The organism is Mesorhizobium sp. B2-5-7 (genome assembly GCF_006440875.1).
GTDB classification, from domain to species: domain Bacteria; phylum Pseudomonadota; class Alphaproteobacteria; order Rhizobiales; family Rhizobiaceae; genus Mesorhizobium; species Mesorhizobium australicum.
The window spans coordinates 475,368-488,901 of record NZ_VFUO01000004.1 but is presented as its reverse complement, the minus strand read 5'-3'; the positions used below and the strand labels follow the sequence as shown (position 1 = coordinate 488,901).

Here is a 13,534-nt window from a genome sequence, read left to right as displayed (position 1 = left end):
GGTGCCGCTCTCGGCACAGCCTTAAAAGAGGACCGCCCCACAGCTCCGACAGTTTTATGCGAGCGCCTCCGTTCACCGCGGCGGAGACGCCGGCCATCCGCGTCGGTTCCTGCCGGCGGCTCAGGAACGAGTTCCCGCATGCGGCGTTGCGTATCCGGATGGCAGTGCCGGAAGTCATGAGAACGCACCGCCGGTCGGAGATGCGTTGATGTCGATGCCAGGCTTGGCTTATGGCCCATTGGGCGACCGGTGCATGCATGTCTGTGTGGATATGCAGAAGCTGTTTGCCGAACCGTCGCCTTGGGCGACACCCTGGATAACCCGTGTCTTGCCTCAAATTGAGAGGTTGGTCGAAAGGCGTGCGGAACAGACGGTTTTCACGCGCTTCCTGCCTGCGCAAAGGCCGGGACAAGGCGCTGGTACATGGAAGCGCTATTATGAGCGCTGGGCCTCGATGGCGATCGACAATATCGGGCCGGAGATGATCGAATTGTTGCCGGCGCTCGCCGCTTACTGTCCGCCGGCGGCAGTCATCGACAAGCACATCTATTCCCCCTGGTTCGAAGGGCGCCTCAGGGCCTTTCTGATGGAACGCGAGATCGACACGCTGGTCGTCACGGGAGGCGAAACCGATGTATGCGTCCTAGCCACCGTGCTCGGCGCCATCGATTTCGGCTATCGCGTGGTGCTCGTCACCGACGCATTGTGCAGCTCTTCCGACGCAACGCATGACGCACTGCTTACCGTCTATCACCAGCGCTTCGCGCAGCAGGTCGAGACAGTCGAGATGGAAACGGTTCTCTCGAACTGGACTTGACGCCAGTGTAGCGTCAGCCTTCCCTGCGGGGTCTGTAGTGCTTATCTGTCCCAATTGCGGACATTGGAGCAGGCAAACGTGGCGCAACGATCGGGCAGTGCTGATCTTCCCCTTCACGGTGGACGCGTGCCGAAATGGCTGGGCGACCGCATGACGCGTCTCGGTGCCGTCATGTGCGAGGCGATCATCCATCACTATGGCCGCAACGAATTGCTGCGGCGTCTGGCGCATCCGTTCTGGTTCCAGTCCTTCGGCGCGGTCATGGGCATGGATTGGCATTCGTCCGGCATCACCACCAGCGTCGTCGGCGCCTTGAAACGCGGCCTCACGCCGCTGTCGGGCGAACTCGGCATCCACGTCTGCGGCGGCCGTGGCGCGCATTCGCGCAAAACCCCCCACGAGCTTGCCGCCATTGGTGAGCGCATCGGCTTCGACGGAGCCCGCCTTGCGACCGCCAGCCGGCTTGTCGCCAAGGTGGACAGCGCCGCCGTTCAGGACGGGTTCGACCTCTATCTGCATGGCTTCATCGTCACCGACGACGGCGACTGGGTGGTGGTGCAGCAAGGCATGAACGGCGACAGCAAGGTGGCGCGCCGCTACCATTGGCTGTCCGAAGGTTTGAAGAGCTTTGTCGACCACCTGCATGCTGCCATCGAAGGCGCCAACCAGGGCGAGATCGTCAACCTGACTGACCGCCGCGCCGAAGCCTCGCGCCAGGGACAGCTTGATCTCCTCCAGGATCTTGGGCCGGACCGCATCCTTCGGGAGTTCGCCGCGCTGGAGCCTGGTACGGCACCGGCTCCGGTGCAGCCCCTGCTGCCGCATTTGATCATGCCGGCTCATCACGACGTCCGCGAAAGCGACGTCGTGATGCATCGCCTTCATGGCAACATGGCCGCCGCCGCCGAGCGAGGTCCAGCCGATTTTGCCGAGCTTCTCCTGGTTCCGGGCGTAGGCGCCCGCACGGTGAGGGCACTCGCTCTCGTTGCCGAAGTGGTGCATGGCGCGCCTTGCCGATTTTCGGACCCGGGTCGTTTTTCGCTGGCGCATGGCGGCAAGGACAGGCATCCGTTCCCTGTACCGCTCAAGGTCTATGACGAGACGATCGGCGTGCTGAAGTCCGCCGTGCAAAAGGCCAGGCTCGGTCGCGAAGAGGAAATCGGCGCTCTGAGGCGGCTCGACCATCAGTCGCGGCAGGTCGAGCGATACGTCACGGGTCCCAGCCTCAAGGAAATTGTCGCCGGCGAATTCGACCAGTCGCATCTGCTTGGCGGCCGCAGTGTCTTTGGTTGGGAACCGGCGCCGGATGAGTTGAGCGCCGACGAGAACAGGAAGGCGTGACGGGCCGGGCATCACGCCACGCGACGGTACCTGTGGTGGTCCTTGATGAATTTATTGAAGAAGCGGCCTTTCGAAGGAGCGCGCATGAACGCCGCATAGGTAGCCGGGGCGACGTCCTCATAGTCATAGCGGTTGCCGTGCGGCACGAACCAGACCGAGAGGATCCTGGTCGCGGGATCGTATTGCGTGTTTCGAATGACGGTCGATGGCATGCTGGCACCTGACGGCTCAGCCAAATAACCCGCCAGGCGTGGTGCGGTTCCGTGCCGCCATCCGACATTGCTACCTGTCGCTTGGGTTGCCGAACTTCGCATCGCGTTTCCTCGAATATCGATCGATGCGCGGCAGCTTGTCGGCAAAGTCGACCCAAGGCAGCCTGAGGTCCCAATAGGCATGGGCCTGTGGCCGCAGCCCTTCGGGTTTGTCGAAGAATCCGATCGTCAGATAAAGCTCGTCCGGCAGCCCTTCGTCGCTATAGCCTATCGAACTCCCGCAGTCGGGACAGAAAGTGCGGATAACACCCGGCGTCTTGGAAAAGGCCTTTGGCGTCCCCCTCAAAAGATTGAATTGGCTCGGCCGATACCCGACCCAGACGGTGAGTGGACTGCCGATGGCCCGTCGGCAATCGTCATCGTGATCGTAGCATATCCAGAAAGGCTCACCGTCCATGGTGGCGGCGATCGCCCCGCAAAAGCAGGCCCCGGTTTCAACGCGCGTCATCCGGCACTCCAAGGCTAGAACGTGCCCGGCGGCCCCCGACGGAACCGCCGTTGCTAAACTTTCACGCTCCTCCCGCGGTTCCGTTGCGCCGGTTTTGGGACGTATCCAGGGCGGGCAAGCGCGGTTCCCATATTGCCTTGTGGTCCGGCCTTCACCATCTAGGCAAAATGTCGCCGCTCAAACCGAAAACAGCCGGCCGTGTGGCCCAGCACGATCTCTTCGGTGCCGCTCAGGATGATCTGCCGGAGGGTTTCGCCTACCAGACCGGACTGATCACGCCACAGGACGAAATCGAACTCGTCCATCATCTAGAGGCACTGCCCTTCAAGGCCTTCGACTTCCATGGCCATCTGGCAAACCGGCGTGTCGTCGGTTTTGGCCTTCGCTACGATTATGACCGGCGCGAGGTGGTCGAGGCACCGCCGATACCTGATTTTCTGCTGCCCTTGCGCGAAAAGGTCGCGGCTTTTGCGCGCCGGCCGGCCGAAACCTTCGCGCAGGTCTTGATCAACGAGTACCGGCCCGGCGCCGGTATCGGCTGGCACCGCGACAAGCCGCATTTCGAGGATGTCGCGGGCGTTTCGCTGCTGGCGCCCTGCGATTTTCGCCTTCGGCGCAAGAATGGGTCTAAATGGGAGCGTCGGACCATCACTGTCGAGCCGAGATCGGCCTATCTCATGACGGGGCCGTCGCGGTCGCAATGGGAGCACAGCATCCCGCCGCTTGCCGAGCACCGCTACTCGATTACCTTGAGGACATTGCGGCCTCGCAATCCCTGAGCATGCGCAGAGGTTTGCACGGGAAGTTCCGCATCATCTCGCCATAGTGCTCAACCCGACCCGCGTGCAGCGGGGCGGGTTGAACGATCCTGTGCTCTAACTCTTTGTTTTTACGCAATTCCGAACGGAAAACCGCTACGCACTTTTCCCTGGAATTGCCCTAGGTCAGCACCAGCACGATTTTGTATGTATCCGGATCGACGATCACGATCCGGCCGTCGGCGAGAACGAAATACTCGTACGCCTCGTAGGCCGGAACGATCTTCACGATGCGAGCCGGCAAGCGATGCAGCCTGACCTTGTGCCGCGGAACTTCGATGCCGACGGAGACGTCGAAGTCGACGTTCGTGACCGGCTCGACCTTGGTTTCCCTGATCACATGAGTGATCTGGGTCTTCTGTTCAACCGTCACATTGTTGATGGAAGCGGTCGAGGTCTTGTCCTGCGTGGAGGCCTTGCCTTGGGCCTGCTGATCGGTCTGGACCTTTGTCTTGTCCTGAGCCTGCTGGTCGGTCTTGGTGCCAGCCTTGCCCTGCGCCTGCTGGTCCGTCTGGATCTTCGTCTTGCCCTGGGCCTGCTGGTCCGTGGTGGTGCCGGCCTTGCCCTGGGCCTGCTCCTCTGTCTTGGCCTTGGTCTTGTCCTGAACCTGCTGATCAGTCTGGGACTTGGTGCCCTGTGCCTGCTCCTTCATCTTCGAGCCCTTCTGGCAGTTGGTCGTGCCGGAAGCGCAATTTGTGTCCGCTCCTGATTGGCTATCGGCGGGCTGCTGCGTCTGAGCCATCGCCGTCCCGCAGCCTAGCCCGATCGCCAGCATGCTGGTAATGAGAACATGTTTCATAGGAAATCTCCTTCGGAGAGTTCGTCCCTTCAAGGGGTAAAACTTCGGCCAAAAAAGATTGTTCCGAACTGGCTGCGTTAATGCACCACTCCCGATTGGGTCTCGAGATCGATCTTCACGGTCTTACTTCACGCCGATGCCGGCGGTGAGGCCGCCATCTATCTTGTAGTCGGCGCCTGTGCAGAAGCCGGCCTTCGACGAGCACAGGAAAGCGATGAGTTCCGCCACTTCCTCCGGTTCCCCGATGCGGCCGAGCGGATGGGCCGCGCCGAAGCGCCTGTAGGCCTCTTCCACGTCGGCATCGCTGCCGCCGTCGCCACGCGCGGCCTTTTCGAGGATCGGTGTGCGGATCGAGCCCGGGCTGACCGAATTGACCCTTATGCCGGACGCGGCATAGTCGAGTGCCAGCGAACGCGTCAGCGTATGAATGGCGCCCTTGGTCGTGGCATAGGCGGCAACGTTCTGCTGACAGGCGAAGCCCTGCACCGAAGCGACGTTGACGATGGCGCCGCCGCCACGCTTGATCATTTCCGGGATGCCGAAATGGGCGGTCAGATAGATCGAGCCGACATTGACCGTCATAGCGCGGTTCCACGTTTCCCAGTCGGTTGTCGTCGCCGTTCCGTAGGGATGCACCGCCGCCGAATTGACGATGACGTCTATGCCGCCGAATTTCGCCACGCCGGCCACGACCGCGTCGCGAACCTGCTCGGAAACGGAGACGTCAACCGTTTGCACCAGCGCATCGGCTCCGGACTTGGCGAGGCTTTCCTGCATGGCGGCGTTGGCCGCGCTGTCGATCCCGCAGGCGACGATCGCGGCGCCCCCAGCCGCCAGGCGTTTGGCGGCTGCCAGGCCGATACCGGTCGTTCCTGTCACCAATGCCACCTTGCCGTCAAAATCCTTCATTGCGGAAGCTCCTTCATTGCTATCGAAACCGGCTCTTAGTTTGACACTCATCGTGGTCAAACAATAGGTTGCCGGTCTCTCGCAGAAAGGAAGTGGCAATGGAACAGTGTTGGCGTTGGTACGGTCCCGATGATCCGGTGACGCTTGAACATGTCAAACAGGCTGGCGCCACCGGCGTGGTTTCAGCGCTTCACCATATCTATGATGGCAGGGCCTGGCCTGAGGCCGATGTGCTCGAACGCAAGCGCATCATCGAGGCGGCTGGGTTGACCTGGTCGGTCGTCGAGAGCATTCCGGTTCACAATTCCTTCAAGATCGGCGCGCCGGAGCGCGAGCGCTATGCCGGCTATTATCGCGACAGCATCCGCGCGCTCGCGAAGGCCGGAATCCAGACGATCTGCTATAATTTCATGCCTGTGGTCGACTGGACTCGCACCGACCTGGCCTACCGGCTGCCGACGACCGGTTATGCCTTGCGCTTCGACGCCATCGACTTCGCTGCCTATGATCTCTTTGTCTTGCAGCGCAAGAACGGCGCGGCAAGCTATACGCCGTCACGTATTGCCCAGGCCGAGGAGCGCCTGAAGGCGCTGACACCGGAGCAGATCGGCCAGATCGAGCGCAATCTGATCGCCGGCCTGCCGGCTACCGAGCGTAGCTATAACAGGGACAGTTTCCGCGAGGCGCTGGCGGAATACGACGCGATTGGGCCTAAGGAACTGCGCGACAATCTTGCCTGGTTCCTGCGCGAGATCATCCCGGCGGCCGAAGAGGCGGGTGTGCGTATGTGCATCCACCCCGACGATCCGCCCTTCTCGCTTTATGGCCTGCCGCGCGTCGTTTCGACGGCCGAGGATGCGCGTTTCATCCTCGAGACGGTCGGCAGCCCGGCCAATGGTTTGACCTTCTGCACCGGCTCCTACGGTACGCGCGCCGACAACGACATTGTCGCCATGGTCAAGGAATTCGCCGACCGCATCCATTTCGTCCATCTGCGCAACATCACCATCGAGGAGGACGGTTCGTTCTACGAGGCCGAGCATCTCGAGGGCGGCACGGACATGGCGCATGTCATCCTCGCTTTGATGCAGGAAGAGAAGCGCCGTCGCGGAGAAGGCCGAGCCGACTGGCAAATTCCGATGCGGCCCGATCATGGCCATCTGCTTGCCGACGACATCGGCAAGAAGAAGATCAACCCCGGCTATTCGCTCATCGGCCGGCTGAAAGGCCTGGCGGAGCTGCGCGGCATCATGCGTGCGGTGGAGCGGTTCGGGCTGGCCTGAAGCCATCGGGCGGCAAGCTAACGTTTGCGATCTTCCGCCGGAATGTCGCGACAGGTCTGAGCGAGCGCTTCGCTTCGTCCGGCATCCGCGTGCCCTAGCCACCCGATTGTCGATGAAGCCGGGGCTGCCCTGCGACGAGAAGTGGCCTCGACGGGTGGTCAACAATTTCATCGAGCTGGCACGCAAATTTTCGAGGCCGGTCGTGTAGTGCTCGTCGGCGCACTTCATGCTTGGCCAGTGTCCGATGAAAGCGGGCGACTTTCGCGCCACTGGGACCAGCCATCGGCGCGGGGCACGCTTATGAGAAAAGGACAGTCCTTTGACGATCTTCCCTTTCACCGAAGCCAGTCCGATCCAGTTCCAGGCGCCGCTGCCGAAGACGTCGGATGTGGTCATTGTCGGCGGTGGCATCATCGGCGTGACCGCAGCCTTGTTCCTGGCCCGTCGCAACATACCTGTGACCTTGCTGGAGAAGGGACGCATCGCCGCGGAGCAGTCCTCGCGCAATTGGGGCTGGATTCGCCAGCAGGGCCGCGACGCGGACGAATTGCCCATCGTCATCGAAGCGCAGCGTCTCTGGCGCCAACTGGCCGAGGAGTGCGGCGAGGACATAGGCTTGACGCAGACGGGCGTGACCTATCTTGCGCGGACCGACAAGGAGATGGCCGGTTTCGCCAAGTTCCTGAAGATCGCCGAGGCCCATGGCGTCGACACGCGCCTCCTCGACCAGGGCGAGACCGCCAAGCTGATCCCGGCCATGTCACGCCCCTTCAAGGGCGCCATGACCACGCCGTCGGACATGCGTGCCGAGCCCTGGGTCGCCGTGCCGGCGCTTGCCCGCCTGGCCGCTCGCCAGGGTGTCACAATCATCGAGAACTGTGCGGCACGCATGCTCGACATCTCAGCAGGGCGTATCAGCGGTGTCTGGACCGAACGAGGCCGCATCGCCACCTCGAACGTGCTTGTCGCCAGCGGCGCCTGGACGTCGCTGTTCCTGCGCGCGCATGGCGTCTCGATCCCGCAGCTCAGTGTCCGCACGACCGTCGCGGCGACCGCGCCTATGCCAGAAATCCATGCCGGCGCTGCCGCGGACGAACGCATCGCCTTCCGGCGTAGAAAGGACGGCGGGTACACGCTCGCGGCGGGAGGCAGCCACCTGCTCTATGTCGGGCCGGATGCATTGCGTCACGCACCGAAATACCTGCCTGCCCTGAAGGCAAATCCTTTCGGCACGCGCTACCTGCCGGCGGCGCCGCGTGCATATCCGGACAGCTGGTCCACCCCGCGCAAATGGGATGCCGACAAGGAAAGCCCGTTCGAACGCATGCGCGTTCTCAATCCTGCCCCGGAACCCAGGGCCCTTCGCGCCATCGATCATGGGTTCAAGGCGCTTTTTCCGCAATTCGAGGCGGTGCCGCTCAGGGCAAGCTGGGCCGGCATGATAGATGCGATGCCGGATGTCGTGCCTGTGGTCGATCGCGCCGTGACGGTCGATGGCCTCGTCATCGCCACCGGGATGAGCGGCCATGGCTTCGGCATAGGGCCTGGCATGGGCCGCGTCCTGTCCGACTTGATCCAGGGCAACGAGACTGGGCACAACCTTCACAGGTTCCGTCAATCCCGGTTCAGCGACGGCAGCCCTATCCGGATGGGACCATCGCTTTAGGCGAAATTGCCCTGACGCCGGTTGGGGCGGCAGGTCAGGTCGGGCGACCTGATTGTAAGCTTTCGAGAGGTTGTCCATTTGGACCGGACCGTTCCCCGCTCACGCGAGCGCCGCGCTGATGGCGAGAAGCGCGGCTTGCCGACCTGCGCCGTGGTCGCGGCGTCACCTCCGCACCGGCTGAGATGCCTCCGTCTCGTGCGCCGGCAGCGCCGCCGCCAGCCGGTCCGCCCATTCCTTGATGCCCGACCGTGTCGACAACAAGTCCTGCCTGATCTCGACAAGGACGGCGGGGATGCCGCGATCATCGCCATGGATGGGTACGGCGTAGTCGGCATCGCGGCTGATCACATAGGGTACGTTGGCCGCGACGTTGAGTGCGGCGTCGGTGCGCAGGCCCGAAAGGATCGCCGCTGCGAGATCGGCTGCATGACCATGCAGCACACCCGCATGCCAAGGCCTGGCGACACCCAGGAACACCGGTGTGAAGGAATGGATCGTCACGATCCGCGTCGGCCGGCCCTCGGCCACACGGCGATCGAGGTGCGCGGCCACCCGCTCATGGAACGGCGAAAACATGATTTCCGCGCGCCGGTCTCGTTCCGCTCCGTCGACGCCGGCATTGCCGGGAATGTCAGTGTCTTCCGACAGCACCGGAATGCTGCCCAGGCTGCCCAGTGGCCGGTTGAGATCGATCAGCAGTCGGGAATAGCCGCTGAGAAAGGCCGCTGCATCAAGCCGTGCCGATAACAGGCGCGTCACCTCCGCGGCGCCGATGTCCCATGCGATGTGGCGCTGCAGATGACTGGCATCGAGCCCGAGCCGGCGGTACTCCGCCGGCATATGGTTGGACGCATGCTCGCACAGCAGCACGATCTCGCAACGGCCATGCTCGTTGAGCACCTCGACGGCTTCGGGCCAATCTCCTTGAGGGCGCGAGCTTTTTTCGGCCTGCGCAGTCATCAATAAAGCGTCCGGTAGAGATCGCAGATGGCAGCCGGATCAAGGCCTGCCAGGCGCTCGGCTTCATGCTGCTTCAACCCGACGAAGGTCTCGATGAAGATCGGGGCGAACCATCCCGTAACGGTCTTGTCGGCCAGGAGCGCATCCAGTGCCGCCGGCAAGGTCTCGGGAAGCCGCACCAGACCGAGTTCCGCCCGTTCCGTCTCGCTCATCAGCGTCGGGTCGCCAGTGACCAGCGGCGGTGATGGCAAGTCCGCCTTCAGCCCCTCCAGCCCGGCGCGGATGATCGCCGCCAGCGACAGATAGGGATTGCCGGTGGCGTCGGCCGCCCGGTACTCGACATTATACTGCCGTGCCGGATCGCGTCCGCCGATCGTCACCGTCGGACAGATGCGGAGCGACGCCTCGCGGTCGCGGTCGGCGAGCCAGGTGTAGGACGAACTCCAGCTGTGCGGCTTAAGGCGATAGAAGGACGACACGCTCGACGCCGTCATGGCGGTCATCGCAGGCAGATGGCGCAGCACGCCGGCGCAGAAGGCGCCAGCCTTGGCGGACAGGCCTCCGGGACGCGCCGGATCGTAAGTTGCCGGCTTGTCGGCTTCGTCGACGAAGCTGAAATGGATGTGCACGCCGTTGCCGACGGCATCCGGGGCGACCTTGGGCGCGAAGCTCGCGCGCCAGCCGGCATTGCGTGCCACTTCGCGCGTGATTTCGCGGATGGCGACGGCGCGATCTGCTGCCGTGAGCGCATCGGCCGGCTCGTGCGTCACTTCGAATTGCTCACTGCCGAATTCGGCGATGACCACTTCGGGGCCGACACCTGCCTCTTCGAGTGCCGCCATCAGATTGGGGGCGAACGGGTCGGTGCGGCGCAGGGCGGCAAAGGACATCGAATGTGCCGGCGCGAAGCTGCCGCCGGCAATGTTGAATTCGTGCTCGAAGGCGGCGATGACGGAAAGGCCGGTGGCCGCCTTCAATTCCGCCAGCGCATCCCGGAGCATGGTCCGCGTGCAGCCAAGCCACGGGCTGCCATCGAGCTCGACGATGTCGCCGGCCACCATGTCGAAGGGCGTCGCCGATCCCGTCCGCTCGGTGCGGAAGCGCGCCTTGAGATCCGGGATCAGCCGAAGGTCACCGGACGAACCCCAGGGATTGGGATCGACGATCGAATTGAACGGCGTCATCGACAGATTGGCCTGCAGCCAGCCGACCCCTGTCGCGGCGGTCTTTTGCAATCTACTTTCGACCACGAAGCGGCCCCGCGTAATGGCGGAGAGATCCGTGGTGACGACGGCGACGAGAGGCTCGACGGCAGATGTCATGCCTTTTTTCCCAGAGCGTTGAAGCGGTCGACGACGGTGTCGGTGTCCGTGACCCAGCAATAGCCGCCAAAGGCCTTCAGCGCGATGTCGTGGCGCTCCTGGGTAATGGTGGCGCAGGCATCCGATACGCAGGTGACGAGATAGCCGCGGTCGGCGCCGTCGCGCACTGTCATGTCGACGCACTGGTCGGTCAGCACGCCGACCACGACGAGATAGCGGATGCCAAGGTTTTTCAGCAGGTAGTCGACATTGGTCGAGTTGAAGATGCCCGACGAGGTTTTCGGCAGCGTGATCTCGTCGCCGACTGGCGCCAGCGATGGCACTGGCAGGCCTTCGGGGAGGCTGGGCGCAACATGGATCGGCGTCAGCTTGTGGTCAAGCGAGCGGTCGCGGCCGTCTTCGGTCAGGCTCTGGATGATGGTGTGCAGCACTTCGACGCCATTGGCCCTCGCCGCCGCCAGCAGGCGCTCCTGGTTGGGGATCGTCTGCGAGCATGTCTGCCGGTAGAAATAATGATCGGGTCCGCGTTCTGGATGCGAAGGATCGGCACCCGGCTCCAACCAGATGCGTTGCATGTCGACCAGCAGCAGCGCTGTCTCGCCGGTACGAAAAGCTTCGTCTCGCTTGGGTAGGGCTTGGGTCATGCCTTCTCGTCCTGCTTTGCTGCTTTGGGTCCAGGTATCTTGCGCGGTCCTGATGTCTTGCGCATGCCGCTCCCTTCCGCATCGCTGTCGAGCGTCACCGCATTGGCGTGCCGCACTTTCTCGATCCTCTCGATGCGAGCCCGAGCGTCGTCGCCCAGCGTTGAAACGATCTGGGCCGTCAGCGCCTCCATCTGTGCGATCGCCGGCGCCAGCGTGTCATAGGGCGAGGCGACTTCGAGCGGGCTGACGATCGTGACTTCGGCAAGATCCGATATCGGTGACAGCCATTGGTCGGTGAACAGAAGAATGCGTACATCGAGCGCGGCGGCTTGGCGCGCATAGGCCATCACGTCGAACTGGTAGCGGCGATAGTCGAAGACGACGAGCACGTCGCGACGACCGAGGTCGGCCAGCGTGTCGAACGACTGCGGAGAGAGCACGCCGAGATCGCGGACCCCGGTGCGGAACTGCACGAGATATCCAGCCAGCATCCCGGCGATGTGGCGGCTGAACCGGCCGCCGACCAGCAAGATTTCGCCCTTGGCCTCCATCAAAAGGCGGGCGGCACGCTCGTAGGTCTGGACCGGTGTCGCCGCGGTGGCTTTCTGCAGGGCCGTGGTAACGGAATCGAGATAGGCAAGCACCGCGCTGTCGCTGGAACCGCTTTGCCGCTTGGTCTCCATCATCAACAGCGGCGAATGCAGCCTGGCCTCGACCTCGGCGAGCAGCTTTGCCTGAAAGTCCGGGAACCCTTCATAGCCGAGCTTGACGACCAGCCGGACAACAGTGGGATCGCTGACGCCGGCGCGTCGCGCAAGCGACGATGCGGTACCGAGGCCCGAGGTCGGATAGTCCGTCAGCAGCAGCCTGACGATCTTCTCTTCCGACGGCGTCAGCGCCAGATCCCCGCGCATCAGAACATCGCGTATCGCCATAGGCCTCCCCTGAAATATATGCTGTGTCGAGTCTATTTCAGATATTTTAATTATGGTCAATAATGAAGAGGTATTGACATACTTTCCGAGACTGCCGACGATGATGAAGGCGTACAACCCGCATCGCCAGGGCTGACTGGTGTACCGGCAAGGAACAAATGATACCCAATCTCAACATCGTGCCGTTCGTCAGCGTCGACAATATGATGAAGCTCGTGCTCAGGATCGGCGTCGAGCGGTTCCTGGTTGAGCTCGCCGGCTATATCGAGGACGACTTCCGCCGCTGGGAGCTGTTCGACAAGACCCCGCGCGTCGCTTCGCACAGCGCCGAGGGCGTTATCGAGCTGATGCCGACCAGCGACGGCGAGGTCTATGGTTTCAAATATGTCAATGGTCATCCCAAGAACATGCGCGAGGGCCGCCAGACCGTGACTGCCTTCGGCATGCTGGCCGACGTCCACAACGGCTATCCCGTGTTGCTGTCCGAGATGACCATTCTGACCGCACTGCGCACGGCGGCCATGTCGGCCCTTGCCGCGAAGCACTTGGCGCCGGCCGAGTCCTGCTGCATGGCGCTGATAGGCAACGGCGCCCAGGCTGAGTTCCAGGCGCTGGCCTTCAAGGCACTGCTCGGCGTCGACAGGCTGCGGCTTTACGACATCGACCGTTCGGCAACACAGAAATGCATTCACAATCTCGCCGGCCTCGGCTTCGACATGACGGCCTGCACGAGCGCGCAGGAAGCGGTTGAGGGTGCGGACATCATCACCACCGTCACCGCCGACAAGCAGTACGCCACCATCCTGACCGACAACATGATCGGCTCGGGCGTACATATCAACGCCGTTGGCGGCGACTGCCCCGGCAAGACCGAACTGCACCGCGACATCCTGCTGCGCTCCGACATTTTCGTCGAATACCCGCCGCAGACCCGCATCGAAGGCGAGATCCAGCAGCTCGCGCCGGATCATCGGGTGACTGAGCTGTGGCAGGTGGTCACCGGCGCCGTTGAGGGCCGGCGCGACGCCGGCCAGATCACGCTGTTCGATTCGGTGGGTTTCGCTATCGAGGACTTTTCGGCGTTGCGCTATGTCAGGGATCAACTGAGGTCGACCGGCCTGTACCAGGAGCTCGATATGCTCGCCGACCCCGACGAGCCACGCGACCTGTTCGGCATGCTGCTCAGGGCAGCGCAATAGCGTGGAGGTCGCGCGCCTGCTGGCGGTCCGTATCCGCCGGAATGATCGCGGTCATTGTCAGCTTGCCGGCGCGCGCGCAAAAATTGTTCATCGCGGCGGGCTTGAAGGGCCGATCGTTTCT

Annotated in this window: 14 protein-coding genes; 6 read left to right on the top strand and 8 right to left on the bottom strand. The window is 63.0% G+C overall.

The window, feature by feature from the left end; genetic code table 11:
* Positions 1-208 precede the first annotated feature (208 nt).
* Positions 209-817: an isochorismatase family cysteine hydrolase gene (locus tag FJ543_RS20265; protein WP_015316470.1), complete on the top strand. Its 609-nt coding sequence runs from the start codon at positions 209-211 to the stop codon at positions 815-817.
* A 78-nt stretch (positions 818-895) separates the two neighbouring features.
* A complete protein-coding gene (locus FJ543_RS20260) occupies positions 896-2,158 on the top strand; it encodes a DUF763 domain-containing protein (protein WP_140876686.1) in 1,263 nt (420 codons plus the stop codon).
* 11 nt (positions 2,159-2,169) lie between these two features.
* Here FJ543_RS20260 and FJ543_RS20255 read toward each other — a convergent pair whose 3' ends face one another.
* Positions 2,170-2,370, bottom strand: coding sequence for a KTSC domain-containing protein (locus tag FJ543_RS20255; protein ID WP_015316472.1), 201 nt, complete (start codon positions 2,368-2,370; stop codon positions 2,170-2,172).
* A gap of 70 nt (positions 2,371-2,440) precedes the next feature.
* Positions 2,441-2,878, bottom strand: a complete 438-nt coding sequence (locus FJ543_RS20250; RefSeq protein WP_140876684.1) for a GFA family protein — start codon at positions 2,876-2,878, stop codon at positions 2,441-2,443.
* A 167-nt stretch (positions 2,879-3,045) separates the two neighbouring features.
* On the opposite strand from FJ543_RS20250, the gene FJ543_RS20245 reads away from it, so the two are divergent.
* Positions 3,046-3,657 carry an alpha-ketoglutarate-dependent dioxygenase AlkB gene (locus FJ543_RS20245; RefSeq protein WP_015316474.1) on the top strand — a complete coding sequence of 204 codons (612 nt, stop codon included), beginning with the start codon at positions 3,046-3,048 and terminating at the stop codon, positions 3,655-3,657.
* A 160-nt stretch (positions 3,658-3,817) separates the two neighbouring features.
* Here FJ543_RS20245 and FJ543_RS20240 read toward each other — a convergent pair whose 3' ends face one another.
* Complete coding sequence (locus tag FJ543_RS20240; protein ID WP_140876682.1) at positions 3,818-4,495, bottom strand: DUF1236 domain-containing protein; 678 nt, start codon at positions 4,493-4,495, stop codon at positions 3,818-3,820.
* A gap of 123 nt (positions 4,496-4,618) precedes the next feature.
* On the bottom strand, positions 4,619-5,404 hold the full coding sequence (locus FJ543_RS20235) for an SDR family oxidoreductase (protein ID WP_140614593.1): 786 nt from the start codon (positions 5,402-5,404) through the stop codon (positions 4,619-4,621).
* A gap of 98 nt (positions 5,405-5,502) precedes the next feature.
* Between FJ543_RS20235 and uxuA the strand changes: the two genes are divergently transcribed.
* A complete protein-coding gene (gene uxuA / locus FJ543_RS20230; protein WP_140660852.1) occupies positions 5,503-6,687 on the top strand; it encodes a mannonate dehydratase in 1,185 nt (394 codons plus the stop codon).
* Positions 6,688-7,006: 319 nt separating this feature from the next.
* On the top strand, positions 7,007-8,353 hold the full coding sequence (locus tag FJ543_RS20225) for an FAD-binding oxidoreductase (protein WP_015316478.1): 1,347 nt from the start codon (positions 7,007-7,009) through the stop codon (positions 8,351-8,353).
* Between the two features lie 162 nt (positions 8,354-8,515).
* Here FJ543_RS20225 and FJ543_RS20220 read toward each other — a convergent pair whose 3' ends face one another.
* The 4 genes from FJ543_RS20220 to FJ543_RS20205 are packed head-to-tail and all read right to left on the bottom strand — an operon-like array spanning position 8,516 to position 12,214.
* The gene (locus FJ543_RS20220; RefSeq protein ID WP_140715572.1) at positions 8,516-9,313 is read right to left on the bottom strand and encodes an N-formylglutamate amidohydrolase; all 798 of its coding nucleotides are present in this window, start codon (positions 9,311-9,313) and stop codon (positions 8,516-8,518) included.
* On the bottom strand, positions 9,313-10,635 hold the full coding sequence (locus tag FJ543_RS20215) for a glutamine synthetase (protein ID WP_140876680.1): 1,323 nt from the start codon (positions 10,633-10,635) through the stop codon (positions 9,313-9,315). Before FJ543_RS20215 ends, FJ543_RS20220 begins: the two co-directional genes overlap by 1 nt.
* Complete coding sequence (locus FJ543_RS20210; RefSeq protein ID WP_140660856.1) at positions 10,632-11,279, bottom strand: isochorismatase family cysteine hydrolase; 648 nt, start codon at positions 11,277-11,279, stop codon at positions 10,632-10,634. Before FJ543_RS20210 ends, FJ543_RS20215 begins: the two co-directional genes overlap by 4 nt.
* Positions 11,276-12,214 carry a MurR/RpiR family transcriptional regulator gene (locus FJ543_RS20205; RefSeq protein ID WP_140715566.1) on the bottom strand — a complete coding sequence of 313 codons (939 nt, stop codon included), beginning with the start codon at positions 12,212-12,214 and terminating at the stop codon, positions 11,276-11,278. Before FJ543_RS20205 ends, FJ543_RS20210 begins: the two co-directional genes overlap by 4 nt.
* Before the next feature lie 158 nt (positions 12,215-12,372).
* On the opposite strand from FJ543_RS20205, the gene FJ543_RS20200 reads away from it, so the two are divergent.
* Positions 12,373-13,413, top strand: a complete 1,041-nt coding sequence (locus FJ543_RS20200; RefSeq protein ID WP_140715564.1) for an ornithine cyclodeaminase — start codon at positions 12,373-12,375, stop codon at positions 13,411-13,413.
* The last annotated feature ends 121 nt before the right edge of the window (positions 13,414-13,534 follow it).